Source organism: Streptomyces sp. NPDC006365, from assembly GCF_042870755.1.
GTDB lineage: Bacteria > Actinomycetota > Actinomycetes > Streptomycetales > Streptomycetaceae > Streptomyces > Streptomyces xiangluensis.
In genome coordinates, this window is the sequence record NZ_JBIAHS010000014.1 from 133,140 (window position 1) to 158,347 (window position 25,208).

25 protein-coding genes are annotated in these 25,208 nt (G+C 69.3%); 14 read left to right on the plus strand and 11 right to left on the minus strand.

Annotated features, from left to right (window positions below; all coding sequences use genetic code 11):
* Positions 1-97 precede the first annotated feature (97 nt).
* Positions 98-697, minus strand: coding sequence for a TIGR03086 family metal-binding protein (locus ACFYO0_RS31730; protein ID WP_388682946.1), 600 nt, complete (start codon positions 695-697; stop codon positions 98-100).
* Positions 698-904: 207 nt separating this feature from the next.
* On the opposite strand from ACFYO0_RS31730, the gene ACFYO0_RS31735 reads away from it, so the two are divergent.
* On the plus strand, positions 905-1,873 hold the full coding sequence (locus ACFYO0_RS31735; protein ID WP_388682949.1) for an NAD(P)-dependent alcohol dehydrogenase: 969 nt from the start codon (positions 905-907) through the stop codon (positions 1,871-1,873).
* A 28-nt stretch (positions 1,874-1,901) separates the two neighbouring features.
* Here the strand turns inward: ACFYO0_RS31735 and ACFYO0_RS31740 are convergent, their stop codons facing one another.
* Complete coding sequence (locus ACFYO0_RS31740; RefSeq protein ID WP_388682950.1) at positions 1,902-2,552, minus strand: DNA-binding response regulator; 651 nt, start codon at positions 2,550-2,552, stop codon at positions 1,902-1,904.
* 74 nt (positions 2,553-2,626) lie between these two features.
* Here ACFYO0_RS31740 and ACFYO0_RS31745 point away from each other — a divergent pair, with 74 nt between their 5' ends.
* Together ACFYO0_RS31745 and ACFYO0_RS31750 are read left to right on the plus strand one after the other, a co-directional pair.
* Entirely contained in the window at positions 2,627-3,484 is an 858-nt protein-coding gene (locus ACFYO0_RS31745; protein WP_388682953.1) for an oxidoreductase, read from the plus strand.
* Between the two features lie 313 nt (positions 3,485-3,797).
* Positions 3,798-5,072 (plus strand): MFS transporter, encoded by a 1,275-nt coding sequence (locus ACFYO0_RS31750; RefSeq protein WP_388683164.1) that lies wholly within the window; start codon positions 3,798-3,800, stop codon positions 5,070-5,072.
* 164 nt (positions 5,073-5,236) lie between these two features.
* Here ACFYO0_RS31750 and ACFYO0_RS31755 read toward each other — a convergent pair whose 3' ends face one another.
* A complete protein-coding gene (locus tag ACFYO0_RS31755) occupies positions 5,237-5,533 on the minus strand; it encodes a hypothetical protein (protein WP_388682955.1) in 297 nt (98 codons plus the stop codon).
* Positions 5,534-5,997: 464 nt separating this feature from the next.
* Here ACFYO0_RS31755 and ACFYO0_RS31760 point away from each other — a divergent pair, with 464 nt between their 5' ends.
* The 3 genes from ACFYO0_RS31760 to ACFYO0_RS31770 all read left to right on the plus strand — a co-directional run bounded on the left by ACFYO0_RS31760 (position 5,998) and on the right by ACFYO0_RS31770 (position 8,634).
* Positions 5,998-6,507 carry a DinB family protein gene (locus tag ACFYO0_RS31760; RefSeq protein ID WP_388682957.1) on the plus strand — a complete coding sequence of 170 codons (510 nt, stop codon included), beginning with the start codon at positions 5,998-6,000 and terminating at the stop codon, positions 6,505-6,507.
* A gap of 111 nt (positions 6,508-6,618) precedes the next feature.
* Positions 6,619-7,236 (plus strand): dihydrofolate reductase family protein, encoded by a 618-nt coding sequence (locus ACFYO0_RS31765; protein WP_388682960.1) that lies wholly within the window; start codon positions 6,619-6,621, stop codon positions 7,234-7,236.
* 141 nt (positions 7,237-7,377) lie between these two features.
* Complete coding sequence (locus ACFYO0_RS31770) at positions 7,378-8,634, plus strand: MFS transporter (protein WP_388682962.1); 1,257 nt, start codon at positions 7,378-7,380, stop codon at positions 8,632-8,634.
* Here the strand turns inward: ACFYO0_RS31770 and ACFYO0_RS31775 are convergent.
* Positions 8,568-9,734, minus strand: a complete 1,167-nt coding sequence (locus ACFYO0_RS31775; RefSeq protein ID WP_388683166.1) for a hypothetical protein — start codon at positions 9,732-9,734, stop codon at positions 8,568-8,570. The two genes, ACFYO0_RS31770 and ACFYO0_RS31775, sit on opposite strands and share 67 nt — an antisense overlap.
* A 29-nt stretch (positions 9,735-9,763) precedes the next feature.
* Positions 9,764-10,705: a 5-dehydro-4-deoxyglucarate dehydratase gene (locus ACFYO0_RS31780; protein ID WP_388682963.1), complete on the minus strand. Its 942-nt coding sequence runs from the start codon at positions 10,703-10,705 to the stop codon at positions 9,764-9,766.
* A gap of 276 nt (positions 10,706-10,981) precedes the next feature.
* On the opposite strand from ACFYO0_RS31780, the gene ACFYO0_RS31785 reads away from it, so the two are divergent.
* From ACFYO0_RS31785 to ACFYO0_RS31820, 8 genes are all read left to right on the plus strand, one after another.
* Positions 10,982-11,806 (plus strand): NAD-dependent epimerase/dehydratase family protein, encoded by an 825-nt coding sequence (locus ACFYO0_RS31785; RefSeq protein WP_388682964.1) that lies wholly within the window; start codon positions 10,982-10,984, stop codon positions 11,804-11,806.
* A 275-nt stretch (positions 11,807-12,081) separates the two neighbouring features.
* Positions 12,082-12,843, plus strand: a complete 762-nt coding sequence (locus ACFYO0_RS31790; protein WP_388682967.1) for a DeoR/GlpR family DNA-binding transcription regulator — start codon at positions 12,082-12,084, stop codon at positions 12,841-12,843.
* A gap of 110 nt (positions 12,844-12,953) precedes the next feature.
* Positions 12,954-14,324 (plus strand): ABC transporter substrate-binding protein, encoded by a 1,371-nt coding sequence (locus tag ACFYO0_RS31795; protein ID WP_388682970.1) that lies wholly within the window; start codon positions 12,954-12,956, stop codon positions 14,322-14,324.
* Positions 14,321-15,259 (plus strand): carbohydrate ABC transporter permease, encoded by a 939-nt coding sequence (locus ACFYO0_RS31800; protein WP_388682973.1) that lies wholly within the window; start codon positions 14,321-14,323, stop codon positions 15,257-15,259. The genes ACFYO0_RS31795 and ACFYO0_RS31800 overlap by 4 nt, the downstream gene beginning before the upstream one ends.
* The gene (locus tag ACFYO0_RS31805; protein ID WP_388682974.1) at positions 15,256-16,107 is read left to right on the plus strand and encodes a carbohydrate ABC transporter permease; all 852 of its coding nucleotides are present in this window, start codon (positions 15,256-15,258) and stop codon (positions 16,105-16,107) included. The genes ACFYO0_RS31800 and ACFYO0_RS31805 overlap by 4 nt, the downstream gene beginning before the upstream one ends.
* Positions 16,104-17,093 carry a zinc-dependent alcohol dehydrogenase family protein gene (locus tag ACFYO0_RS31810; RefSeq protein WP_388682976.1) on the plus strand — a complete coding sequence of 330 codons (990 nt, stop codon included), beginning with the start codon at positions 16,104-16,106 and terminating at the stop codon, positions 17,091-17,093. The genes ACFYO0_RS31805 and ACFYO0_RS31810 overlap by 4 nt, the downstream gene beginning before the upstream one ends.
* Before the next feature lie 243 nt (positions 17,094-17,336).
* Positions 17,337-17,558: a hypothetical protein gene (locus tag ACFYO0_RS31815; RefSeq protein WP_388682977.1), complete on the plus strand. Its 222-nt coding sequence runs from the start codon at positions 17,337-17,339 to the stop codon at positions 17,556-17,558.
* Positions 17,559-17,623: 65 nt separating this feature from the next.
* A complete protein-coding gene (locus tag ACFYO0_RS31820; RefSeq protein ID WP_388683168.1) occupies positions 17,624-18,832 on the plus strand; it encodes a TerD family protein in 1,209 nt (402 codons plus the stop codon).
* 77 nt (positions 18,833-18,909) lie between these two features.
* Here the strand turns inward: ACFYO0_RS31820 and ACFYO0_RS31825 are convergent, their stop codons facing one another.
* The 6 genes from ACFYO0_RS31825 to ACFYO0_RS31850 all read right to left on the minus strand — a co-directional run bounded on the left by ACFYO0_RS31825 (position 18,910) and on the right by ACFYO0_RS31850 (position 25,129).
* Complete coding sequence (locus ACFYO0_RS31825; RefSeq protein ID WP_388682979.1) at positions 18,910-19,926, minus strand: 1-aminocyclopropane-1-carboxylate deaminase; 1,017 nt, start codon at positions 19,924-19,926, stop codon at positions 18,910-18,912.
* A 14-nt stretch (positions 19,927-19,940) separates the two neighbouring features.
* Positions 19,941-20,588, minus strand: coding sequence for a GntR family transcriptional regulator (locus ACFYO0_RS31830; RefSeq protein ID WP_388682981.1), 648 nt, complete (start codon positions 20,586-20,588; stop codon positions 19,941-19,943).
* 92 nt (positions 20,589-20,680) lie between these two features.
* On the minus strand, positions 20,681-20,929 hold the full coding sequence (locus ACFYO0_RS31835) for a DUF397 domain-containing protein (RefSeq protein ID WP_388682984.1): 249 nt from the start codon (positions 20,927-20,929) through the stop codon (positions 20,681-20,683).
* Positions 20,926-21,423 (minus strand): DUF5753 domain-containing protein, encoded by a 498-nt coding sequence (locus tag ACFYO0_RS31840; protein ID WP_388682986.1) that lies wholly within the window; start codon positions 21,421-21,423, stop codon positions 20,926-20,928. The genes ACFYO0_RS31835 and ACFYO0_RS31840 overlap by 4 nt, the downstream gene beginning before the upstream one ends.
* 168 nt (positions 21,424-21,591) lie before the next feature.
* Positions 21,592-23,175, minus strand: coding sequence for a TROVE domain-containing protein (locus ACFYO0_RS31845; protein ID WP_388682989.1), 1,584 nt, complete (start codon positions 23,173-23,175; stop codon positions 21,592-21,594).
* 487 nt (positions 23,176-23,662) lie between these two features.
* Positions 23,663-25,129: an alkaline phosphatase PhoX gene (locus ACFYO0_RS31850; protein ID WP_388682992.1), complete on the minus strand. Its 1,467-nt coding sequence runs from the start codon at positions 25,127-25,129 to the stop codon at positions 23,663-23,665.
* Positions 25,130-25,208 lie beyond the last annotated feature (79 nt).

Here is a 25,208-nt window from a genome sequence, read left to right on the forward strand (position 1 = left end):
GAAGTTGTTCGCGTTGACGCTCAACAGATATCGGGCCCGGGCTCGCCCCGGGAATACGGAACCCTTCGTTCAGCCCCTTGCCGTCCAGCTCGGACGCTCAGCCCCTTGCCGTCCAGCTCGGATCACGGCCGCTCAGGCCGATCAGGCGGTCCAGGAGAGGGGCCTCGTCCGGTACGGGGACGGCCGGGCCGAAGATGCCGGAACTGTCCGGGTCGTCGGCTGCGGGGGCAAGGAAGTCGTAGGACGCCTGGAGGGCAGCGGCGTCGGGCGCGTAGTGCTGACCTGTGGCTCGGGCCAAGTCCCAGCCGTGGATGACGAGTTCGTCGGTGGCGACGAGGCCCGCGACCTCGCCGGGGAGGCCGACGCCGCCCGCCCGGGTCTCGCCGGTCCAGGCGGACGGGTCGCGCCAGGCCTCGGCCAGTTCGGCGAGGAGCTTGGGGAGTTCGGTGCGCCAGTCGGGCGTGACGTCCGGCAGGGAGGAGCCGGGGTCCGTGTCTGTCGTCGGTCCCAGGTCCTTTCGGCCGGCGTCCCGGAAGGCCCGGGTCAGACCGACCAGGTGGCCCAGAAGATTGCGTACGGCGTACTCCGGACAGGGCGTCGGAGCGCCCAGCTGCTCCTCGCGCACCGCCTCCGCGAGACGCGCCACGATCAGGGCCTGCGGCCCCAGGTCAAGCGTCGTCGATGTCGTGCCGGCCATGCTCGGCTCCTCCTCTGATCACGGGGTCACGGGGTGGCCGGGCTGTGGTCCGGCTGTAGCCCCGTCCTGTAGACCGTCGGCCGTACGAAAAGTCATCGCACCCGCTCCCGAGGTCATGCTCAGGAAGCTGGTCAGGCCTTCGAGCTGCCGCGATGCTCGGGGTACCCGGGACGCCCGGTGTCCGGGACCACGAAGGGGAGACACGCCATGAAGGCGATCGTTCAGGATGCCTACGGATCCGCGGATCTTCTGCGGCTGCGCGACATCGACCGCCCCGTCCCCGGGGACGACGAAGTGCTCGTCGAAGTACGCGCGGCCGGCGTCGGCCCCGAGGTGTGGCACCTCATGACGGGTCGGCCCTATGTGGCCCGGGCGGCCCTGGGACTCCGCAAGCCCAAGAATCCCGTACGGGGCTGGGACGGCGCCGGACGGGTCGAGGCGGTCGGCGCGAAGGTGACCGACTTCAAGCCGGGCGACGAGGTCTTCGGCAACTGCGAGGGCTCGTTCGCCGAGTACGCGTGCGCCAAGGCCGAAAAGCTCGCCCACAAGCCCGTCAACCTCAGCTTCGAACAGGCCGCCGCCCTCCCCGTCTCGGGCATGACCGCCCTCCAGGCCCTGAGCGGCAAGGCCCGCCCGAAGCCCGGCCAACGAGTCCTCGTCATCGGCGCCTCGGGCGGCGTCGGAACGTACGCCGTCCAGCTCGCCACGATGTACGGCGCCGAGGTCACCGGCGTCTGCGGCCCCACAGCCGCGGACTTCGTCCGCTCCCAGGGCGCCACCCACGTCATCGACTACACCCGCGAGGACATCACCGAGGCCCCTCACCGCTACGACGTCATCATCGACAACGCGGGCCTCCGCCCCCTGCCCCTCCTCCGCCGCTCTCTCACGCCACGCGGCACCCTCGTCATCGTCGGCGGCGAAGGCGGCACCGGCTTCTTCGGTGGCATGAGCCGCGGCCTCCGCGCCGTCCTGCTTTCCCCCTTCATCACCCAGAACCTCCGCAACCTCATCTCCATCGCTCGCCGCGAGGACCTGCTGACCCTCAAGGGCCTCGTCGAGAAGGGCAAGATCACTCCGGCGATCGACCACACGTATCCGCTTGCCGAGGCGGCTTCTGCCATCCGGCATCTGGAGACGGGGCATCCTCGGGGGAAGCTGGTGGTCACCGTCTGACGGCCTGATCAGAGCGTTGCGGGTGCCCTCAGCCCAGGCCCAGCTCACCCGCGCGCACCCCGGCCTGGAAGCGCGAACCCGCGTCCAGTGCGTCAAGCAGTTCAGCGACGCGACGGCGGTAGGTTCGCAAGGACATGCCGAGTTCTCGCGCGGCCGTCTCGTCGGTGGCGCCCGATCCCAGCGCGCGCAGGACCGTCCGGCTCTCGGCATCAAGCTCGGGCTGCTCGCCGCGCAGGAAGGCCCTGAGGTCGGTGGCCGTCTCCCAGGCGGCTTCGAACAGCGCGTACACCCCGCCGACCAGGGTGGGTGCCGTGGTCACGGTGTACTCACGGCCGCCAGGGGCGTTCAGGCCGGCGAGGATCGCGAACCGGCGGTCGATGATGATCGTCTCGTGAGGGAGAGCGGTGGCGGCGATCCGCACCAGTGCCCCCTTGCCGACGAGCTCGCTCAAGTGCTCTCGGTCACGCCCGTCAGCCAGCGCAGCCGGGCTGAGCAACTTACGGATCTGGTGTCCGCCGCTCTTCCGCAACCGGGCGCGGGCGGCCTGCCGGGCACCGGGACGAGGCCAGGTGTTGAGATCGCGGGCGGCGCAGATGAACTCCTCGCGGACCGAGGAGAACAGATGCTCGGTACGAGTGAGGAGTTCCAGATCACCGCGGATCGTCACGATCTCTGCCACCCGGCCATTCTGCCCGATGGCAGCAAGCTGCCACGGGTTCGCAGCCTGAACACTGCGCCGCCCAGGCTGAGTTCATGAGCAAAGACTTCCGCCTTGGCGGCGACCTTCTGATCAACCGGATCGGCTTCGGGGCCATGCGCCTGCCCACAAACAGCTTCCGTGGCCCGGCCCGCGATCCCGAGACCGGGCGCGCAGTCCTGCGCCGCGCCGTTGAACTCGGTGTCAACCACATCGACACCGCCGCCTTCTACTCCAGCGGCGACGGCACCGTTCGCGCCAACGCCCTGATCCGAGAAGCCCTTCACCCCTACCCGGCCAACCTGGTCATCGCCACCAAGGTCGGCCCGGTCCACACCCCCGATGGCGGCCTGGCCGAGACCACCGACCCCGCCGGCCTGCGACCGCTGGTCGAGGAGAACCTCGAAGCCCTCGGTGTGGATCGCCTCGACCTGGTCTACCTGCGCATCGGGGGCATAGCGCCGCCGCCGCAGGGCGAATCCGTGGCCGAACGCTTCGAGGCGCTGGCCGCGATGCGTGAGGAGGGCCTGATCCGCCACCTCGGCCTGAGCAACGTCGACACCGGCCACCTCGCCGAGGCCCGTGCGATCGCGCCCGTGGCTGCCGTCCAGAACCACTTCCACGCCGCCAAGCGCGATGACACACAGCTCCTGGCCGCCTGTGAGGAAGCCGGCATCGCCTACGTGCCGTTCTTCCCGCTGGGCGGCGGCCTGAGCGACCTCAACGGTGACCGCATCGCCAAAGTCGCGGACCGGCATGGCGCCACGGTCCCTCAGATCGCCCTGGCCTGGCTGCTCGCCTCCTCCTCCGTCACCCTGGCCATCCCCGGCACCGGCTCCCTCTCCCACCTGGAGGAGAACATCGCCGCCGGGTCGGTCTCCCTGACCCGAGAGGATCTCTCCGACCTCGCCTGACGCGAGGACACGGCGAACGTCTCTCGTACAGAGATAGCCGACGGCATGACCGCGCCGTGGGCGGAACGGACGCCTTCCGCACAGCCATCCCTGACCCGGCCCGGGCGGGCCGCGGGAGGACCGGCCGGACAGCGTGGGAAATGATCGCGATGGGCACCTTGATCTGTCGCAGCGAAGGTAGAGCTACAACTTCCTCCCCATGCCGCACACTGGAAAAGCGTTTGTCTCCGCGGGGAGCCGCGCCGGAACATGACAGGTCGTGACGACCCCCGACGACGCCCCCGCTCCCCCGCCCGCCGCCGGACGCTTACGCATGCTGTTGCCGGACCTGGCCCCATGGCGGACCTCCCCCGACTTCCGACGGCTCTGGGTCGCCGGAATCGTCACCAACTTCGGCAGCTTCCTGACCTTCGTGGCGCTCCCGGTGCAGATGAAGGAACTTACGGGGTCCGCGGTGGCCGTGGGCGCGATCGGGGCTGCGGAACTCGTACCGCTGATCGTCTTCGGTCTGTACGGCGGTGCTCTGGCCGACGCCCTGGACAAGCGGAAGCTGATCGTGTGGACGGAGGCGGGGCAGGGACTGCTCAGCGCCGGTCTGCTGCTCAACGCGCTGCTTCCGCATCCGGTGGTGTGGCCGCTGTACGCGGTGGCCGCTCTGTCCGCCGCGCTCGTCGCGGTCCAGCGACCCGCGCTGGACGCGCTCGTGCCGCGCATCGTCGCGCACGAGCACCTGCCGGCGGCCGCCGCGCTCAACTCCCTGCGCTGGACGGTCGGCGGCGTCGCGGGCCCGGCCGTCGCGGGCCTCGTCGTGGCGTACGCGGGGCTCGGCTGGGCCTACGCCGCGGACCTGGTCACCTTCGCGATCTCGGTCGTCCTGGCCCTCGGCCTGGCGGCGTCACCGGCTGCTCACGAGGCGGCCAAACCCTCTCTGCGGTCCATCGCGGAGGGCGCGCGCTACGCGTGGAGCCGCAAGGAGCTCCTGGGCACGTACACCATCGACCTGGCCGCCATGTTCCTCGCCTTCCCCCTCGCCGTTCTCCCGTTCCTCGCGGACGACCTGGGCGCCGAGTGGTCCCTCGGCCTCATGTACGCCTCGGTCCCGGCCGGCTCCCTCCTGGTCAGTCTCACCAGCGGCTGGACCTCACGGGTCCACCGCCACGGCCGGATGGTGGTCCTGGCGGCGGCATGCTGGGGCCTGGCGATGGTGGCCGCAGGCGCGGCCCACGATGTCTGGATGGTGCTCGCCTTCCTCACCCTGGCCGGCGGCTTCGACATGATCAGCGGAATCTTCCGCGCGGCCATGTGGAACCAGACGATCCCAGACGAGCTGCGCGGCCGCCTCGCCGGCATCGAACTCCTCTCCTACTCGGTCGGCCCCCAGCTGGGGCAGGTCCGGGCAGGCACCATGGCCGCCTGGACGACCGTGCGAACCTCGATCTGGTCCGGCGGCGTGCTGTGCGTGGCAGCGGTAGGGGCCCTGGCCCTGTGCCTCCCGAAGCTCATGACCTACGACGTACGAACGAACGAACACGCCGCACGGCTGAGGCAGACCCGTGAGGCAGCCGCACCCGCGGGGCGCGCCCCGTAAGGCCTCGGCCGGATCGGCCGGACCGAAGACGGCCAGGGAGCGCTGATACATGCGGGAGAACTGAATTCTGACGCGAGTGCTCCCTCCAGACGGGCGTCCGGAGCCAGTCGCAATGGCTCCGGACGCACGTTTCCGCGGCGGCGGCGATCCGTGCGGTCAGCGGATCAGCAGGTGACGACCTTGCCGTACGAACCCCGGCCCCAGTTCCACTCCCACTGCTCACCGTGCTGGTACGTGAGACAAGGAGAGTCGGAACCCCAGTCGATGACGACCTTCAGTTGCATCGCCCGACCGCAGGTGTTGATGACCTTCACGTACTTCTCGTGCTTGATGACGTCCCGCTTGACGCAGGCCGGAGCCGTGCCGGCCTCGGCCGCCGTGGCCGTGGGGGCCATGGCGAGGCCGCTGCCCACAACCGCGGTGGCGAGGATGCCGAGTGCGGCGCTCTTGTGGAGCTTCATGATGCGGTTTCCTTTCCGGCGTTCGGAGTGCCGGGGCGGCACGGAGTGGAGCACGCCGGCCCGACGCAGTGCTCCGACTGTGCCGAGGCTCGGACACCGACCGCCACAAAGATCCCCCCGTTTGGCGCCATCTGGGATGTCCCACACCCTGACCTGCTGGGACGTGGTAGTGGGTGACGCAATCGTGGGACGCGTCCTGGGCTCGGCACGAAAACCCCGGCCGGGCTCCTGGGCCGTACGAGCCGTCCCCCGAGCCGCCGCGTCCATGGAACGGGCAGCCCTGGGAGGTCAGTCCCACGCGAGTCGTTGACCGTCGGAGGCGACGTGAAGCGGCAGGCGCTCGGTCGTGGGCCTGCCTGCCATGTGCCATGTGGAGATCTGCTGGGCGATGTCTCGTTTGGGACGGGACAGCCGACGGCGTAGATACTGGCCCTGATTGCAGGCACGGATGAGGGGCACGGCCAGTGACCAGCGACAATCGCACAGGACCGCCCACTTCTGGAAGCGAACGCGACATGTTGCGGGCCTTCCTCGACTATCACCGCGCGACCCTCGCCATGAAGTGCGAAGGGCTGACCGACGAGCAGTTGCGGCAGCAGTCGATGCCGCCGTCCACGCTGTCGCTGCTCGGGCTGGTGCGGCACATGGCGGAGGTGGAGCGTGCCTGGTTCCGTCGGGTGTTCGAGGACAACGACGCGCCCATGGTGTGGTCCTACAAGATCGACTTCCAGGCGGCATACGACGCGAGCGCGTCGACCAGGGACGAGGCGTTCGGGGCCTGGGAGGCCGAGGTGGAGAACTCGCGCCGTATCGAGCGCGAGGCCGAGTCCCTGGACCAGGCCGGGTATCAGCCGAGATGGGGCGAGGAGGTGTCGCTGCGGATGGTGATGGTGCACGTGCTCCTGGAGTACGGCCGCCACAACGGGCACGCGGACTTTCTGCGTGAGGGTGTGGACGGGACGGTGGGCGCCTGAGCTCGCGGAAGCCACCAGTCTTTCCTGGGGATGTCGAATGCGGCGGTTCCAGATCGACGTGAGAGTGAAGGCAGCGAAGGCTGCACATCCCAGGACTTGGAGCACTCCATCGTGACCGTGACCGCGGACATGGCCATCTCCCTCGACGGCTACATCGCCGGCCCCAACGTCTCCCTCGACAACCCGGGAGGCGACGGCGCCGAGCCGCTCTTCGAGTGGATCCACAACCTGGCGAGCTGGCGGGAGCGCCAGGGCATGACCGGCGGGGAGGAGAACCGCGACTCCGAGCTGATGCGCGAGTGGTTCGATGCCACCGGAGCGGTGGTCATGGGGCGGATGATGTACGACACGGGCGAGGAGTTCTGGGGCGACAACCCGCCCTTCCGGACCCCGGTCTTCGTGCTCACCCACCGCCCCCGGCCGACCCTGGTCAAGGAGGGCGGCACCACCTTCACCTTCGTGACCGACGGCATCCACAGCGCCCTCGACCAGGCGAAGGCCGCCGCCGGCGACAGGAACGTCGACATCGCGGGCGGAGCGAGCACGGTGCAGCAGTACCTCGGGGAGGGGCTCATCGACGAACTGCAGCTACACGTGGTGCCCGCGCTCCTCGGCGCGGGACTGCGGCTCTTCGAGGGACTGAGCGCGGCCGGTCGGCGGACCCTCGAGCCGGTCAGGGTGGTCGACACGCCCCTCGCCACCCACCTGACGTACCGCTTCGTGAAGTGACCCGGCACGGATGAGGTTCGGGCCCGGCAGCCGGCTACTGCGCCAACTCGGCCTCGCCCGGGCGACAGTAGCGCCATAGCTGCCCGATTAAGGCAGTCGCCCGATCCCTTGCACAGGTCCTTAGCCCCAAGATGACGAGCCATGACGACATCGGCATCGCATTCGCCATGGACAGTGACCCGTGTCCTGAGGGACCGCAACGCGGGCCTCTACCTGGGCGGAGTCGTGGTCTCCGGGTTCGGCTCGTCGGCGATGTGGCTGGTGGCCGGGATCTGGGTGAAGGAGCTGACCGGCTCGGACGGACTGGCCGCCTTATGTGTCTTCGCGCTCTGGGCGCCCACGCTGATCGGCCCCCTTCTGGGCACGCTCGCCGACCGCACCCGCCGCAGACCCCTGCTGGTGTGGATGAACCTGGGGCTGTCCGCGCTCCTCCTGTCCCTTCTCGCCGTCGACTCCCGGAGCACCCTCTGGATCCTCTTCGCGGTGCTGCTCGCGTACGGCGCGACCGGCGTCGTCCACGACGCGGCGGAGTCGGCCCTGGTCGCCACGGCGGTTGACGAGGGGCTCCTCGGCGACTTCAACGGCCTGCGGATGTCGGCCAACGAGGGCGTGAAGCTGGTCGCCCCGCTCGCCGGAGCGGGTCTGTACTCGGCCTTCGGGGGCGCAGGCGTCGCCCTCCTGGACGCGCTCACCTTCGTGCTGGCCGCGGGTCTCTACACCCTCCTGCGGGTACGCGAGCCGAAGCCGCTCCCGGCCCCGGCCGGCTGGCGCGCCCAGACAGCCGACGGCGCCCGCTACCTCTGGCGCCACGAGACACTGCGCCCCCTCGTCGTCGCGGGCGGCACGACCATGCTCTTCGCGGGCCTCAACGGCGCGACGATCTACGCGGTGGCGGAAGGCCTGGGCCACTCCCCCGCGTACGTAGGTCTTCTGTACGCCGTGCAAGGCGCCGGTTCGGTGGCCGTCGGCCTGGCCGTGGGCCCGCTCCTCCGCCGCCTGGGCGCACACCGGTTCGCGGGGTACGGCATCGCCCTCACCGCCCTGGCCGTGGCGGCTCGCGCGCTCCCGTACGACGCGGTGGCCCTCGTCTCGTCCGCGGCTGTGGGCGTTGGCCTCCCGTGCGTGCTGATCGCGGCCCTCACCACGGTTCAGCGCGAGACTCCGGACGACCTCCTGGGCCGTACGACCGCGACCGCCAACACGCTGGTCTTCGCCCCGAACGCGGTGGGCCTCGCGCTGGGCGCGGGCCTGGTCGAACTGGTCGACCACCAGGTGCTGTTGGTGACGCTCGGGCTGATCCGGCTGGTGACGGTCGTACCGTTGCTCAGCCGTCAGCCGAGCCGCGCGAGCGCCTCCGCCACGAGTGACAGGTCCTCGTCGGACGCCAACCCCCCGTGATAGAGGCGCACTTCGGTCGCCCCGTGCTCGGCTGCTCGCGTCATGTCTTCCGTCAGTGTGGCCGGGCTGCCGCCCATGCCGCTCACCACGGGGAAGTTGGCGGCCAGGACCGTGCTCTCAACTCCCCTCTCCGTAAAGGGAGTCAGCAACCCCGGGCCTCCGGCGCACGGGACGACCACGCCGTCCGCGACCGACAGGATGTGCTCGGGGTCCACGCCGGCGTTCGCGCCGCAGTGGTACGAGGACGGGTCCGCGTGGAGGAGGATCTGGAAGCCCTCGGGGGCGGCTGCGCGCACGGCGGTGACCGTGTCCGACTGGAGTGTGCGGGCGACGGAGTCGCGCCAGGTGCGCGTGGCCGTCGCCAACTCGGCGCCGAGCAGCTTCTCCACCGCTTCCCAGGCTCCGGTGGGGGCCTCGCCCCGCCAGACGGGTTCCAGGGCACGACGGACCGAGGCCGCCAACTCGTCGGGGGCCAGGCCCAGTTGCGTGTAACCGTCACGGCAGGAGGGACAGAAACACAGCGACATCAGGTACTGGCCCGCGTCCCCGAGTTTCACGCCGGCCGTCTTGTCGTGGGCGTGGAGGTGCGCGAGGCCGTACCAGCCGAGGGACTCCAGCTCCGTGCCTGAAGCGCCGGGCCGCACCGCCGCCTCGACGGCCAGGTCGACGAGGTACGCACGCGTGTCGGGCTGCGCGATGCAGGGCGCCCACGGATAGCGGTCTCCGTAGGCGTTGACCACGGAGGTGTCCGGAAACTCCTCCCCCATACGGGAGTTGTGCGCGAGCACCACCCAGGTGTGTACGTCGAGTCCCGCCTCCGCGAGGGACGCGGCGGCCTGCCCGTACGCGTCCCCGGGGGCCCAGTCCCCGGAGGCGTACGGCCTCAGCCGACGCCCCTGCCATCGCGGGCCGGGCGGATAGAGCACGGCCGCGTGCCGTGCCGTGACGATCCGGTGGCGGGGGTGACGGGGGGTCAGCGCGCGCGTGGAGTGGTAGGCGGAGGCGAGCGTCGCCTGCCGTACGCCCAGGTCGGCGATGCGCGCGGCGGACTCGGGGTCGCCGTTGACGTCCCAGGGGTAGACGAAGGTGGACGCCTTCAGAGACCCCTTCACAGACCCTGCCGCCTGGCTCACTTGTCCTCCTGGAGAAGCGCCTCGCCCCGCTCGATCAGCTGGGCGAGCTGCTTGACGTGGTCGTCGCTCGGCTCGTGCAGCGGCGGTCGCACCTCACCCACGTCGAGACCCCGCAGCCGTACGCCCGCCTTGACGAGTGAGACAGCGTAACCGCGGCCCTGGGCGCGCAGTTCGACGAAAGGACGGTAGAAGCCGTCGAGCAGGCGGTTCGCGGTGGTGTCGTCACAGGAGTTGAGCGCCTTGTGGAAGGCGAGGGCGAGCTCGGGGGCGAAGCAGAAGACGGCGGAGGAGTACAGCGTGATGCCGATGCCGCGGTAGGCGAGGCCCGTGAGCTCGGCGGTCGGCAGTCCGTTGAAGTACAGGAATTCGCCCGGCACTTCGGCGCGTACCGCGCTCACGATGCGCTGCATCAGATCGAGGTCGCCGACCCCGTCCTTGAAGCCGATGACGCCCTCGGTTCGAGCCAGCGAGACGACCGTTTCGGGCGTGAACACGGCGTTGTCGCGCTGGTAGACGATGATCTCGAGCGAGGTGGCGCGGGCCAGCTCGGCGTAGTGCCGCAGCAGTCCTTCCTGCCCGGCGACGACGAGATACGGCGGCATGGCGAGCAGCCCGTCCGCCCCGGCCTCCTCGGCGAGCTTCGCGTACCGGACGGCGAGCGCGGTCCCGTACCCGGCGCCCGCGATCACCGGCACACGCCCGGCCGTCTCCTCGACGGCCGCGCGTACGCAGTCCTGGAACTCCTCGGGGGTGAGCGCGTGAAACTCCCCGGTCCCGCAGCAGGCGAAGACGGCGGCGGCCCCGGCCTCGACACCTCGCCGGACATGCGCGCGGTACACGTCGAGGTCGACGGCACCGTCCGGGCCGTACGCGGTGACGGGGAAGAACAGCGGCCCGCTCGGGATATTGAGGCGAGCGGCAAGGGGCGCTGACGTCACGGGCTCTCCCTAGGCATGCACGCACACGCCGACCGTGCACGTTTCCGATCCACGTTTCTGATCCACGTCCATATTTCTGAACGAGACCACGCTAAAGCGCCTCCTAGGGGGTGGTCAAGCGGGCGAAGTCGCAAGACAGGGGCGACATAGAGGCAATCACGGTGCGGATTCCCCGCCCCCGCGCGACACTTGACGCGGCCGGACGGCGATCCATAGTTTGTCCATGGATGTGAATGCCGTACACGATGACGGCTGTTGATTCAAGGAGACCCGAGGATGCCCGCTCCCCGCACCGTTCTGCTCACCGGCGCCGCCGGCGGCCTCGGCACCCTGATGCGGGGACTGCTGCCCGCGTACGGGTACGAGCTGCGGCTCCTCGACCTGCGCCCCATCGAGGGCGAGCCGGACGCGATCACCGCGGACCTCGGCGACAAGGAGGCCCTGCGCGAGGCCGTGCGGGGCGTCGACGCGATCATCCACCTCGCGGGCATCTCCCTGGAATCCACCTTCGACAAGATCCTCAAGGCGAACATCGAGGGCACGTACAACCTCTACGAGGCCGCCCGAGAGGAGGGCGTCCGGCGCATCGTCTTCGCCTCCTCCAACCACGCGGTCGGCTTCACCCCCCGCCCGCGGGGCGAAGCACCCCATGACCCGAGCACGCTGATCCCCATCGACACTCCGCGCCGCCCGGACACGTTCTACGGACTGTCGAAGTCGTTCGGCGAGGACATGGCGCAGTTCTACTGGGACAAGCACGGTATGGAGACGGTCTCCGTACGGATCGGCTCGTGCTTCCTGGAGCCCACCAGCGTGCGCATGCTCTCGGTGTGGATGAGCCCCGGCGACGGCGCCCGCCTCTTCGACGCGGCCCTGACCGCCGAGGACGTCAAGCACACGGTCGTCTACGGATCGTCCGCGAACACCCGCCTGTGGTGGGACCTCTCGACCGCCCGGGCACTGGGCTACGAGCCGCAGGACGACTCGGAGCAGTACGCCGAGAAGCTCATCGCCGAGCAGGGCGAACTGGACCCGGAGAACCCGGACCACGACTACCTGGGCGGGCACTTCGTGACCAAGCCGCCGATCTGGCCGTACTGACGCAACACGGCACGGCGAACAGCGGGCGCACTATGGACGGGCGGGCACCGAACGGGCCCGCCCGTTCGGTATTTCGGGCACGGACACTGCCCGAACTCACGCCGAGTTCCGCTTCTTCCCAGGTCCGCAGCGGGCACCGGCCGGGGAAAACGGTCGGACACGGGCAGCATCGGGCAATGAACAGACCTGGTCAGCGCCGCATACCCGCTGTAGAACTTCCCCCATAGGTTCACGGGGCCCGAACGGGCAGCAAGCAAGGGAAGCAGGTGTCGGCCATGACCGCGGAAGAACGCCAGCGGGAAATCGTCCTTGCCGCCCGCCGCACGGGTTCTGTCGATGTGAACGCGCTGGCCGCCGAGCTGGGCGTCGCCAAGGAGACCGTACGGCGCGATCTGCGCGCCCTGGAGGACCACGGCCTGGTACGCCGCACGCACGGCGGCGCCTATCCCGTGGAGAGCGCCGGATTCGAGACGACCCTCGCCTTCCGCGCCACCAGTCACGTACCCGAGAAGCGGCGGATCGCGGCCGCCGCGGCCGAGCTGGTCGGGGACGCCGAGACGGTCTTCGTCGACGAGGGCTTCACCCCGCAGCTCATCGCCGAGTCACTGTCCCGGGACCGGCCGCTGACCGTGGTCACCGCGTCCCTGCCGGCTGCGGGTTCCCTCGCCGAGTCCGAGAACATCTCGGTCCTGCTGCTCGGCGGCCGGGTCCGGCACGGCACGCTGGCGACCGTCGACCACTGGACCACGAAGATGCTCGCCGGTTTCGTCATCGACCTGGCATTCATCGGCGCCAACGGCATCTCACGCGAGCACGGCCTCACCACCCCCGACCCGGCCGTCAGCGAGGTCAAGGCGCAGGCGATCCGGGCCGCCCGCCGGACCGTGTTCGCCGGCGTACACACCAAGTTCGGCGCGGTCAGCTTCTGCCGCTTCGCGGAGATCAGTGCGCTGGAGTCGATCGTCACCAGCACCCTGCTTCCCGCGTCCGAGGCGCACCGCTACTCACTGCAGGGCCCACAGGTCATACGAGTCTGACCGCGAGTCCGAAAAACCAACCGACTCCGTCCGAAAAACCAATCAACCCCCCACACGGCAACGCATTCCCCAGAGCCATCCCATTTGCACCAAATATCCAGGAGCGATCCATGCGAACCCAGAGCCGACGGAGGCCGCGCGCGCTACTTGCCGCGACCGCCGCAGGGACGCTGCTCGCCCCCCTGCTCTCCGGCTGCTGGACCGGAGCGGGCGGAGCCGGTTCCGGCGGCAACTCCATCAACGTCCTCATGGTCAACAACCCGCAGATGGTGGAGCTGCAGAAGCTCACCGCCGCCCACTTCACCAAGGAGACCGGCATCAAGGTGAACTTCACCGTGCTGCCGGAGAACGACGTCCGCGACAAGATCAGCCAGGACTTCGCCAACCAGGCCGGCCAGTACGACGTCGCCACGCTCAGCAACTACGAGATACCGATCTACGCCAAGAACGGCTGGCTGCACGAGATGAACTCGTACGTCGCCAAGGACAGCGCGTACGACGAGAAGGACGTCCTCAAGCCGATGCGGCAGTCCCTCACCGCCGAGGACGGCAAGCTCTACGGACAGCCCTTCTACGGCGAGTCGTCCTTCCTGATGTACCGCAAGGACGTCTTCGCCAAGAAGGGCCTGACGATGCCCGAGCGCCCGACCTGGACTCAGGTGGCGGACCTCGCCGCCAAGGCTGACGGCGCCGAGCCGGGCATGAAGGGCATCTGTCTGCGCGGACTGCCGGGCTGGGGCGAGATCATGGCTCCGCTCACCACGGTCGTGAACACCTTCGGCGGCACCTGGTTCGACAAGAACTGGAAGGCGCAGCTGAACTCTCCCGAGTTCGAGAAGGCGACGAAGTTCTACGTGGACCTCGTCCGCAAGCACGGTGAGTCCGGCGCCGCCCAGTCCGGCTTCGCCGAGTGCCTCAACAACATGACCCAGGGCAAGGTCTCCATGTGGTACGACGCCACATCGGCCGCCGGCTCCCTGGAGTCGGCCAACTCCCCGGTCAAGGGCAAGATCGGCTACGTACCGGCGCCGGTCGAGAAGACCGAGTCCTCCGGCTGGCTCTACACCTGGGCCTGGGGCATCCAGGACGCGTCGCGGAACCCGGACAAGGCCTGGAAGTTCGTCTCCTGGGCGTCCAGCAAGGAGTACGAGCAGCTGGTCGGCGACAAGATCGGCTGGTCGAACGTACCGGCCGGCAAGCGGGCGTCGACGTACACGAACGCCGCGTACCGCAAGGAGGCCGCCGCCTTCCAGGAGACGACGAAGGAAGCCATCGAGGGCGCCCGGCCCAACGACCCCGGAGTGCAGCCGCGCCCCGCCCCCGGCATTCAGTTCGTCGGCATCCCCGAGTTCACCGACCTCGGCACCAAGGTCTCGCACGAGATCAGCGCGGCCATTGCCGGGCGCCAGTCGGTCGAGTCGGCCCTGGACAAGGCGCAAGCACTCGCCGAGGAGATCTCCGAGGAGTACGAGGGACGATGACCGCCACGACTTCGGCTCCGGTAGCCGCCACACCCGTACACACCGAGAAACGCCCCTCGGGCCGACTGCGCGCGTGGGCGACCAGGGCCCCGCTCCTGCCCGCCCTGATCTTCATGATCGCCGTGACCCAGCTCCCGTTCGTGGCCACGCTGGTGATCTCCTTCTTCGACTGGAACTCGCTCTACCCGGATGCCCGCGAGTTCGCGGGCCTCGCGAACTACTCCGAGGTGCTGACCGACGCGGATCTGCGGAAGTCGGTCTTCACCACGATTCTGCTGACCGCGGCCGTGGTCCTGGCCAGCCTCGTCATCGGCCTGGTCCTGGCGCTGCTCCTGGACCGCAGGTTCCGGGGCCGCGGCATCGTCCGTACGCTCCTGATCGCGCCCTTCCTGGTGGTCCCTGTGGCCGCGGCCCTCCTGTGGAAACACGTGCTCTACAACCCGGAGTACGGCCTGTTCAACGGCCTGCTGCACTATGTGGGCGGCCCTCAGCCGGACTGGATCTCCGACAACCCGCTGCTCGCCATCGAGGCCTCGCTGATCTGGCAGTGGACGCCCTTCATGATGCTGATCCTGCTGGCGGGTCTGCAGAGCCGCGACCATCAGCAGATCGAGGCGGCGAAGGTGGACGGCGCGAACGACTGGCAGGTCTTCCGTTACCTGACACTCCCCCACCTGCGCCGCTACCTCGAACTCGGCGCCCTCCTGGGATCGATCTACATCGTCCAGAACTTCGACGCGGTGTTCACGATCACGTCCGGCGGCCTGGGCACCGCCAATCTCCCCTACACCGTCTACCAGAGCTTCTACCAGGCTCACGAGAACGGCCTCGCCTCCGCGGCCGGCGTCCTCGTCGTCATCGGCTCCATCATCATCGCGACCTTCGCACTGCGCGTGGTCTCGTCCCTGTTCCGTGAGGAGGTGTCCCGCGCATGAGCGCCACCGCGATCCGACTGCGTCCCCGCCGTACCCGGGGAGCCGGCCTGGGTGTGCTGGCCTGGCTGCTCGGTCTGCTGTTCTTCCTGCCCATCGCGTGGATGGCCCTGACGTCCTTCCACTCCGAGGAGGACGCCGCCACCAATCCCCCGTCCTTCGCCGCGGCCCTCACGCTCGACGGCTATCGCGAGTTCTTCGGCGCGGGCGGCGGCGCGAGCCCCTGGCCCTCGCTCATCAACTCGACGGTGGCGTCGCTGGTTTCGACGCTCTTCGTCCTCGTGCTGGCCCTTCCGGCGGCGTACGCGCTCTCCATCCGCCCGGTGAAGAAGTGGACGGACGTCCTGTTCTTCTTCCTCTCCACGAAGATGCTGCCGGTGGTGGCGGGCCTCCTGCCGATCTACCTCTTCGCGAGGAACACCGGGATGCTGGACAACATCTGGCTCCTGGTCATCCTCTACACGTCGATGAACCTGCCGATCGCGGTGTGGATGATGCAGTCGTTCCTCGCCGAGGTCCCGGTGGCGATCATCGAGGCGGCACAGATCGACGGGGCGAGGCTGCCCACGATCCTGGCCCGCGTGGTGGCCCCCATCGCTCTCCCGGGCATCGCGGCCACGGCCCTGATCTGCTTCATCTTCAGCTGGAACGAGCTGCTGTTCGCGAGGGTGCTCACGGGCGTCGTGGCCGAAACAGCCCCCGTCTTCCTCACCGGCTTCATCACCAGCCAGGGCCTGTTCCTGGCGAAGGTGTGCGCCGCTTCGCTCGTCATCTCCCTGCCGGTGCTCGCCGCGGGGTTCGCCGCCCAGGACAAACTGGTCCAGGGCCTGTCCTTGGGAGCCGTGAAATGAAGGCCGCCGTCATCGAGTCCGTGGGCCACGCCGTCGTCACCCAGGTCCCGGACCCGACGCCAGGGCCCCGCGAGGTCGTCGTCGAAGTCGCGGCCTGCGGCCTGTGCGGCACCGATCTGCACATCCTGCAGGGCGAGTTCGCGCCCAAGCTGCCGATCGTGCCGGGGCACGAGTTCGCGGGCGAGGTGGTCGGGGTGGGCACCCAGGTCACGGAACTGTCGGTGGGCGACCGGGTGGCGGTGGACCCGTCCCTGTACTGCTACGAGTGCCGGTACTGCCGTACGGGCCACAACAACCTCTGCGAGCGCTGGGCGGCGATAGGCGTGACCACGGCGGGCGGCGCGGCCCAGTACGCCGTGGCCCCGGTGGCCAACTGCGTCAAGCTCCCCGAGCACGTACGCACCCAGGACGCGGCCCTGGTCGAACCCCTCTCCTGCGCGGTACGCGGCTACGACGTCCTGAAGTCCCGTCTCGGCGCCCATGTCCTGATCTACGGCTCCGGAACGATGGGCCTGATGATGCTGGAGCTCGCCAAGCGGACGGGCGCGGCGAGTGTGGACGTGGTCGACCTGAACCCGGCCCGCCTGGCGACGGCCCAGCAACTGGGGGTCTCGGCCTCGGCCGCGACCCCCGACGAACTGGACCGCCCCCAGGGCTGGGACCTGGTCATCGATGCCACGGGCAACGCTGCGGCGATCCAGGACGGCCTCGACCGGGTGGCGAAGGCGGGCACGTTCCTGCAGTTCGGGGTGGCGGACTATGCGACGCGGGTGACGATCGACCCGTACCGCATCTACAACCAGGAGATCACCATCACCGGCTCCATGGCGGTCCTCCACAGCTTCGAACGCGCGGCGGAACTGTTCGCGACGGGTGTCCTGGACCCGGACGTCTTCATCAGCGACCGCATCTCCCTGGACAGCTACCCGCAGGCGCTGGAGCAGTTCGCATCGGGGGTGGGGAGGAAGATCGTGGTGGTTCCGTAGGGGGTTTGCTCGCCCCGCAAAAATCAGCCCCTCCGGCGTTTGAGGAGCGGGGGTTCGGGGGCTGGCCCCCGAAACGGGGTCCGGGGCGGAGCCCCGAGGGGGTCCGGGGCGCAGCCCCTGGCGGGGGTCCGGGGCGCAGCCCCTGGCGGGGGTCCGGGGCGCAGCCCCTGGGATGGGACGGGCAGGGGCGGCGGGGGCGAAATCCACTGGGCCGGCCCATCGCCGGGCCGTAGCATCCGGGACATGCCACGTCCCCAGGGATTCCAATACGAGGCCCACCCAGACGGCACCGTACGCATCACCCACAACGGCCGCCCCGCAACCACCCTCCGCGGCCCCCGCGCCGACGAGTTCCTCACGGAAGTGGAATCCGGTGATCCACAACTCGTCATGGCCCGCTGGACCGGCAACTACAAGCGCGGCAACGAGCGCACGGCCCGCAATCACCCCCGCAACAGCCGCTGACCCAATTGGCTGCCAGGTAAGGGAACGGTAAAGCGGGCCCGGTCGTTACCCCACACATGACAGCTATGACCCCCGGCTCGAACATCCCTCTCCCCGTCGCCCGCGTGACGGTGGACGTCACCGCCCCGGTGCGGCTCGACGTATCGGGCCTGCTGCTCACCGCCGACGGCAAGGTGCGCTCCGACGACGATTTCATCTTCTACAACCAGCCCACGGGCCCCGGCGTGACGTACCGCTCGGGCGGCGGCGCGGCCCCGGACGCGATCGTGGTCGACACAGCCACCGTGCCCCCGGGCATCGAGAAGATCGTCGTCACGGCGAGCCCGGACGCGGCGGGCCAGACCTTCCAGGGCATCGAACCGACCGCGACGATTCGCAACGCGGACGACAGTTCCGTACTGGCCACCTTCACACCCCCACAGCTGGGCGCGGAGACGGCACTGGTGATCGTGGAGGTCTATCTCCGTAACGGCGCCTGGAAGGCCCGCGCGGTCGGCCAGGGATACGCGAACGGCCTGGCGGGCATCGCCACGGACTTCGGCGTCACGGTGGAGGAACCGACTCCGGCCCCGGCCCAGACACCCGTCGCCCCGCCCGCCCCCGCGATGCAGCCCCCGGTCGCCCCGCCGGCCCCGACGCTCGCGACACCCTCGGCCCCGGCCGCACCCCCGGCGGCCCCGCCCGCCCCCGGCGCCGGAAAGATCAACCTCGACAAGGGCCGCGTAAGCCTCCAGAAGAACCAGACCGTCTCCTTGGTCAAGGGCGGCGCCCCGCTCCTCTCCCAGGTCAAGATGGGCCTCGGCTGGGAGCCGGCGTACCGCGGCAAGGACATCGACCTGGACGCGTCGGTCATCGCGTACGGCCCGCAGCGCAACCACATCGACAGCTGCTACTTCGGCAAGCTCTCGATCGTGAACGGCGCGATCAAGCACTCCGGCGACAACCTCACGGGCGAGGGTGGCGGAGACGACGAGGTCATCACGGTCGACCTCGGCCGCCTCCCCCAGGAGGTCACCGGCCTGGTCTTCACCGTGAACTCCTTCTCCGGCCAGAAGTTCACCGAGGTCGCCAAGGCCTACTGCCGCCTCCTGGACGCCGCCACCGGCGAGGAACTGGTCCGCTTCGACCTCACCAACGCCGAGGCCCAGACCGGCGTCATGATGGCCAAGCTGATCAAGCAGTTCTCCGGCGAGTGGGAGATGACGGCCATGGGCGACTTCGTCAAGTCCCGCACGGTACGGGGCATGGTGAAGCCTGCGGCACAGTCGCTGTAAGCGTCCGTCCGTGCGCGTCTTGGGGCGCCCTCTTCCGAGAGGGCGCCCCGCCGTGCGTCAGCAGCTGCCCGGCCCCGCTAGAACAGTGCGCTGTACGCGTTCAGTGCGGGCTGTCCGCCGAGGTGCGCGTACAGCACCGTGGACTCCCGACCGATCTCTTCCCGTGAAACGAGATCGACGAGCCCGGCCATCGACTTCCCCTCGTACACCGGATCCGTCACCATCCCCTCGGTCCGCGCGGCGAGCCGCATCGCCTCCAGCGTGGCCTCGTCGGGAATGCCGTACGTGCCCGCGTGGTACCGCTCGTCCAGCTCGACATCCGACTCACCCAGCTCCCTCTTCACGCCGATGAGTTGACCCGTGCCGTAAGCGATCCGCGCGATCTGCGCACGGGTGCGGGCGGGCGCGGCCGACGCGTCGATACCGATGACGCGCCGCGTCCGACCACCCGCCTCCTCCAGCGCCGCGAACCCGGCGACCATGCCCGCCTGCGTGGAGCCGGTCACGGAGCACACGATCACGGTGTCGAAAAAGACGCCCAACTCCCGTTCCTGCTCCGCGACTTCATACGCCCACCCGGCGAACCCGAGACCACCGAGCGGATGGTCCGAGGCACCGGCCGGAATCGCGTACGGCTTCCCGCCCGACTCCTCGACCTCCCTGAGCGCCTGCTCCCAGCTCTCCTTGAACCCGATCCCGAACCCGGCGCGCACGAGCCGTACGTCGGCGCCCGCGAGCCGACTGATCAGGATGTTGCCGACCTTGTCGTACACGGCGTCGGGCCACTCCACCCAACTCTCCTGCACGAGCACGCACTTGAGGCCCGCGCGGGCGGCGACGGCCGCGACCTGCCGGGTGTGGTTGGACTGCACACCACCGATGGACACGAGCGTGTCGCACCCCTGCGCGAGCGCGTCCGCGACGAGGTACTCGAGCTTGCGCGTCTTGTTGCCCCCGTACGCGACACCGGAGTTGCAGTCCTCGCGCTTGGCCCAGAGGGCGGCGCCACCGAGGTGCTTGGTCAGTCGCTCCAGCGGGTGCACGGGCGAGGGCCCGAAGAGGAGGGGGTAACGGTCATACGAGGAAAGGGACATGGATCCTCCCAGGATCAGTCGCCGTCGGCGAGGCCTTCGAGCCCTCGCCAGATCTCCGCGGTGACGCGGACCGCCTCGTCCACGTCACCGGCCGCACAGGCCTCGATGAGCTGCTCGTGCAGCCCGGCCGAACGGCAGTTGCCGCCCTCACCGAAGCGCCGTCGCTCCAGCCGGCGGATGAGCGGGGTGTAGCGGGCGATGGTGGCGGCGGCCGCGCGGTTGCCACTGACGCGTACGAGCACGTCGTGCAGTTCGTCGTCGGCGCGCAGAACGGTGTCCACGTCGCCGGTGCGGACGGCGACCGAGAACCGCTCGTTGGCCGAGCGCATCGTCTCGACGTCCGCGGCGAACAGCCGGGGCACGGCAATCCGCGCGGCCAGCTCGTGCATGGCCCCGACGACGGCCGCCGCATCCCGTACGTCAGAGGCCACGACAGGGGTGACTCGCGTGTAGCTCTGCGGCTTGCTCTCCAGCAGCCCCTCGTCGACGAGCCGCGAGAAGGCCGCGCGGACGGGCGCCCGGGACAGCCCGAGCCGCTCGGCCAGTTCGGCGTCGCGGACCACCGCGCCCGGTTCGATGTCCCCGGTCACGATGGCGTCCCTGATCACTTCGTACGCCCGGTCCCTGAGCAGGGTGCGGGGCACGGGCCTTATGGCGTCCACAAACTGAAATGTTAGATGTCAATCTCCGCCACACACAAGGCTGTGGCCCGCACCGAAGTACGGGCCACTCCCTGGATCTTGAGGCCCAGGGCTCAGGTCTCGCGGGAGGCGTAGGCGACGAAGGCGGTCCAGGCGCCGGCGGGGACGGTGAAGCGGGGGCTTCCGGGGCCGAGCTTCGAGTCACGGATGTGGATGGTGTGGGGGCAGGCGGTGACTTCGAGGCAGGCGCTGCCTTCGGAGTCGCTGTAGCTGGACTTGCGCCAGGTGTATGCGACTTCGAGGCAGGCGCCGCCCGAGGAATCGCTGTAGCTAGACTTGAACCACGACAGCTCGGCGCTCATAGCTCCTCCGCCAACTTCCTCATGAACCGGGCAGACTCCTCAACGTTAAGCGCCTGCGAGCGGATCATGCCATAGCGTTGCGCGAGCGCGCTGATCTTGTCGCCGTCGGCATAGAGTGCCCCTGTTTCCTGCGCTTCCACGTGGGCGTACACGTCATGCTCGACGGTCTCCACAAGAATGAGCGCGCCACTGAGCGCCACAGTTGGGGCAAGCGCGAACGACAAGACCTGCAGTGTCACATTGCGCAGTTCGCCCACCTTCAGCAGATACTCAAGCTGCCTCCGCATCACGGCCTGATCGCCGACCACCCCCCGCAACGCTGCCTCATGCATCACGAAGGTGAAGTGCGCCAGCGGCTTGCTGGTCAGCTTCTCCTGCCGTTTCAGCCGGGCCGCCACCCTTTCCTCAATGGTCTCCTCGTCCAGCGGCGGACAGTCGTGGCCGATCAACTCCCGTGCGTACTCCTTGGTCTGCAACAGGCCGGGAATCAGCAAGACGGGGCAGTGTTCCACGGGTACCGGATGAGCGGTGGACACTGTCCCGCGTTCAGGCGCTCATCGTGGACACACTCGGGATCGAGATGTCCGTCCGCGCCGTGTGAGTGCGGATCCGCACAAGGATGTGGCCCGCACCGAAGTGCAGGCCACACCCCTTACCGCTCCTCAGGCCGCCCAAGGCCAGTCGGCGTCCCGGGCCGCCTCAAGAAGCGGCACCATCCGGAAAGCCGCGTCCGAGAGGCCGCCGAACGTGTGCCTGTTCCCCTTCCCGGACGGGCCGTGGCCCACCTGGTACCCCGCGAGGTTCCAGGTGTAGACCGGCACGTTCGCCGGGACCTGTTCGGTCGGGGCGCCGTAGCGGCTGTACATGGCCTGCTCGTCCGTGACGATCAGTACGCGGTCGTGCTTCTTGTAGTGCTTGCGCACGGCCTCGGTGGTGTTGGTGCCGCCGAGGTCGCCGAAGCGGTCGAGCACCTTGAGGACCGACTCGCCCCTGCGGAACTTCACGCGATTGCTCGCCGTACCGAACTCCACCAGATCCGCGTCCGCCGCCCGCAGCGCGAGCGCCGTGCCGAAGATCGCCGCGGCGTCCGCCCGGTTCAGCTCGGAGCGGTCGGACAGCCGCGAGTAGAACATCGAGCCCGAGCGGTCGACGAGCACCAGTGTGCGGCCCGGCAGGGCGGGCACGTTGGCCAGCGAGTGACCGAGTGCCTGCTCCAGCGGGTACGACCAGCGCAGCGACGGCGCGTGCTGGTACGCGGCGAGGTAGCGGAACGGGAACTGCCGCGAACGCGCCACCTCCGCCGGGTCGCTGATCTTGGCGGCGACCTGAGCCGCCACCTCGTCCGAGACGCCCGCCTCGTCGAAGTTCCGCAGGTTGCGGACCAGCGCCATGGAGCCCATGGACGGGATCACGGCCTCCCAGGCCGCCTTGTCCATCGGGCCCTGCAGCCAGCCGGCCAGCGCCTCCCAGGTGATACCGGCGTCCGCGAGGCGCTGCGCGCCACCCGCACCGGTCACGACCCTGCGCCGCTTGGCGGGCCGCAGTGCCATCAGGTCACGGTGGGCCGCCAGTACGGGCAGCGACTTGGGCACCACTGCCGCCTCCGGGTGGTGCCGGCGGTCGAGGGCGTACTCGAACAGGTCGCCCTGCCACGGCTTGTGAGGGTCCGGTGCGGCGTGCACGAGGTTGAGGATGTCGCCGAAGCGGTAGCCCTTGGACGCCGTGTCGTACTTCAGGAGCGACTTGGCGCTGTAGAGGCGGCGTACGGCGTCGGCGACGCCGCGCTTCACGGGCTTCGGGATGGCTCGGCCGTACCGCGAGGTCCAGTACGCGAGCAGCTCGCCGGGCTCGTCGGGACGGCGCAGCACGGAGTCGATGACCTGCCGGTTGGACGGACCGTCCGTCACACCCGCGTCGAGGCGCGCCTTCACGTACTCGGCGGCGCCCACGATCGAGGCCGTACGCAGGTTGCCCTCGCCGCGCAGCCAGCCGAGCAGGCCCGCGGTCCACTCCGGGTCCTCGACGGCGAGCCGGCGTACGAGCTCGGCGAACCGGTCGTCGCGGGCGTCGCCGGTTTCGTAGAAGGTCTTCTGCGCAACGAAGTTGGCGATCGACAGAAGGAAGAGCTCGGAGCGCGCGTCACGCTCGTGGCCACGGCCACCCTGGTGGGTACGCAGGATGCGGCCGGTCGAGGTCACGCGAGAAGTGGGCTGGGCCTTGGCAGTCTTGTTGTTGAACCGTGCCATGCTGAATTCCCCCGAATTCGTTCGCATTTCGGAGGGAGGCGCAGCAATAAGAGGGTGCCCGAGATCAGGGTCGGCGACGGGATTATGTCGGATGCGTCTTCCAGTTCCGCCACATCGGCCGACGGCCGATGACGGGATTCGAACCCGCAGAATGTCCGAACCGAAGTATCCGCTGCCTGCACACCGGGCATGCACCATATGCTGCGCCTCCCGAGATCAAGTCGGCTGCGGCGTGGATTCCTTGAGAGAGAAGTAGCCGCAGCCTGCGCACCGGGAGGTGCGTGACATGCATGAAATTGTGGTGTCCAGAGTTCAAGGCCGGCGGAACCGACGTAGGTGCTCTAACCCCTGAGCTACACCGGCGCGTTGTACCGGTGGCGGGACTCGAACCCGCGGCCGCCCCATTATCAGTGGAAGTAGGTCCTGCCTTCGCACCTGGACATGCATCACTTTAGGAGGCGTACCGCGGGCCGATCCAATGAATTAATCAGCCGAGCGTCTGGCGCTTCCAGGGCCCCGTGATCGCGAGCAGAATGCCTGGTTCCTGGATGTTGGCGTACAGGGTCTTGCCGTCGGGGGAGAAGGTGATGCCTGCGAACTCGCCGTATTCCGGCTCCTCTTCGGTGCCGACGTTGAGGTCGTTGCGGGCGATCGGGTACGTACGGCCGCTGTCGGTCGCGCCGAAGAGATGCGAGACGCCCTCGCCGTCCTCGGCGAGGACGATGCCGCCGTAGGGGGAGACGGTGATGTTGTCGGGGCCGTCGAAGGCGCCATCCGCCGTGGGGTCGGGGTTCACGCCGAGGAGGACCTTGAGGGTGAGCGTGCGGCGCCGGGGGTCGTAGAACCAGACCTGGCCGTCGTGCTGGACGGGGCTCTCCTCACGGGCGTACGAGGAGACGATGTACGCGCCGCCGTCGCCCCACCACATACCTTCGAGCTTGCGGGCGCGGGTGACCTCGCCCTCGTCGAACTGCTTGCGCACCGCGACCGTCTTGGCGTCGCGGTCGGGTACGTCCACCCAGTCGACGCCGTACACGGTGCCGATCTTCGTGGCGCGGGACAGGTCGTCCACGTAACGGCCGCCGGAGTCATAGCACTTGGGGGCCTGCAGGACGCCGGCGTCGTCGGCGAGGGTGCGGAACTTGCCGCGGCCGTAGGTGAATCCCTTCGGCGGGACCCAGCGGAAGAAGAGGCCGTTGGGCTCGTCGTCGTCCTCGGTGAGGTAGGCGTGGCCGCGCTTGGGGTCGATGACCACGGCTTCGTGGTCGTAACGGCCGAAGAACTTCAGGGGCTTGGGGTCGCGGTTGGCGCGGCGGTCCACGGGGTCGACCTCGAAGACGTAGCCGTGGTCCTTGGTCATGCCGTTCTGGCCGGCCCGGTCGGAGTTCTCCTCGCAGGTGAGCCAGGTTCCCCAAGGGGTGCTGCCGCCCGCGCAGTTGGTGGAGGTGCCGGCGATGCCGACCCACTCGGCGACCTGTCCGTCGGGGCGCACCTCGACGACCGTGCAGCCGCCGGACGCGGCCGGGTCGTAGACGAGGCCCTCGGTGAGCGGCACCGGGTGGTCCCAGTTGGCGCGCGGGCCCTTGAGCTCGTGGTTGTTGACGAGGAGGGTCGTGCCGCGCGGGCCCGGGAAGGCGGCCGTGCCGTCGTGCTCCTGCGGAGTGAACTCCCCCGACTCCAGCTTGGTTCTGCCGCTGTAGGTGAGGACGCGGTACGAGAACCCGGCGGGCAGCGCGAGGATGCCCTTGGGGTCGGGGAGGAGCGGGCCGTAGCCGACGCCGCCGCCCGGGCGTTCCGCGGCGTCCCCCGCATCCGCGTCGTCCCCCATGGTCTCGGTGTCCTGGGTCGCGAGGGCGCCCGGCGCGGTGGCGAAGGCGCCGACGCTGCCGACCAGGGCGACACCGGCACCGGTGACCGCGGACCGTCTGGCGAAGTCCCTACGAGTGAGCGACATGCTGTCTGTCTCCTGTGACGGTGGAGTGGGACCGTGGAGGGTGGCCGATTGTCGGCCTTGGGCCACACCGTTCCGCTTG

Excerpts from the sequence above, each read along its gene's own strand:
- ACFYO0_RS31745 (WP_388682953.1), top strand. The coding sequence starts at position 2,627 with ATGAGCAAAGACTTCCGCCTTGGCGGCGACCTTCTGATCAACCGGATC.
- ACFYO0_RS31790 (WP_388682967.1), top strand. The coding sequence starts at position 12,082 with ATGACCGCGGAAGAACGCCAGCGGGAAATCGTCCTTGCCGCCCGCCGC.
- ACFYO0_RS31805 (WP_388682974.1), top strand. The coding sequence starts at position 15,256 with ATGAGCGCCACCGCGATCCGACTGCGTCCCCGCCGTACCCGGGGAGCC.
- ACFYO0_RS31850 (WP_388682992.1), bottom strand. The coding sequence starts at position 25,129 with ATGTCGCTCACTCGTAGGGACTTCGCCAGACGGTCCGCGGTCACCGGT.
- ACFYO0_RS31835 (WP_388682984.1), bottom strand. The coding sequence starts at position 20,929 with ATGAGCGCCGAGCTGTCGTGGTTCAAGTCTAGCTACAGCGATTCCTCG.
- ACFYO0_RS31815 (WP_388682977.1), top strand. The coding sequence starts at position 17,337 with ATGCCACGTCCCCAGGGATTCCAATACGAGGCCCACCCAGACGGCACC.
- ACFYO0_RS31820 (WP_388683168.1), top strand. The coding sequence starts at position 17,624 with ATGACCCCCGGCTCGAACATCCCTCTCCCCGTCGCCCGCGTGACGGTG.
- ACFYO0_RS31825 (WP_388682979.1), bottom strand. The coding sequence starts at position 19,926 with ATGTCCCTTTCCTCGTATGACCGTTACCCCCTCCTCTTCGGGCCCTCG.
- ACFYO0_RS31795 (WP_388682970.1), top strand. The coding sequence starts at position 12,954 with ATGCGAACCCAGAGCCGACGGAGGCCGCGCGCGCTACTTGCCGCGACC.
- ACFYO0_RS31750 (WP_388683164.1), top strand. The coding sequence starts at position 3,798 with ATGCTGTTGCCGGACCTGGCCCCATGGCGGACCTCCCCCGACTTCCGA.
- ACFYO0_RS31800 (WP_388682973.1), top strand. The coding sequence starts at position 14,321 with ATGACCGCCACGACTTCGGCTCCGGTAGCCGCCACACCCGTACACACC.
- ACFYO0_RS31785 (WP_388682964.1), top strand. The coding sequence starts at position 10,982 with ATGCCCGCTCCCCGCACCGTTCTGCTCACCGGCGCCGCCGGCGGCCTC.
- ACFYO0_RS31770 (WP_388682962.1), top strand. The coding sequence starts at position 7,378 with ATGACGACATCGGCATCGCATTCGCCATGGACAGTGACCCGTGTCCTG.
- ACFYO0_RS31810 (WP_388682976.1), top strand. The coding sequence starts at position 16,104 with ATGAAGGCCGCCGTCATCGAGTCCGTGGGCCACGCCGTCGTCACCCAG.
- ACFYO0_RS31735 (WP_388682949.1), top strand. The coding sequence starts at position 905 with ATGAAGGCGATCGTTCAGGATGCCTACGGATCCGCGGATCTTCTGCGG.
- ACFYO0_RS31755 (WP_388682955.1), bottom strand. The coding sequence starts at position 5,533 with ATGAAGCTCCACAAGAGCGCCGCACTCGGCATCCTCGCCACCGCGGTT.
- ACFYO0_RS31845 (WP_388682989.1), bottom strand. The coding sequence starts at position 23,175 with ATGGCACGGTTCAACAACAAGACTGCCAAGGCCCAGCCCACTTCTCGC.
- ACFYO0_RS31730 (WP_388682946.1), bottom strand. The coding sequence starts at position 697 with ATGGCCGGCACGACATCGACGACGCTTGACCTGGGGCCGCAGGCCCTG.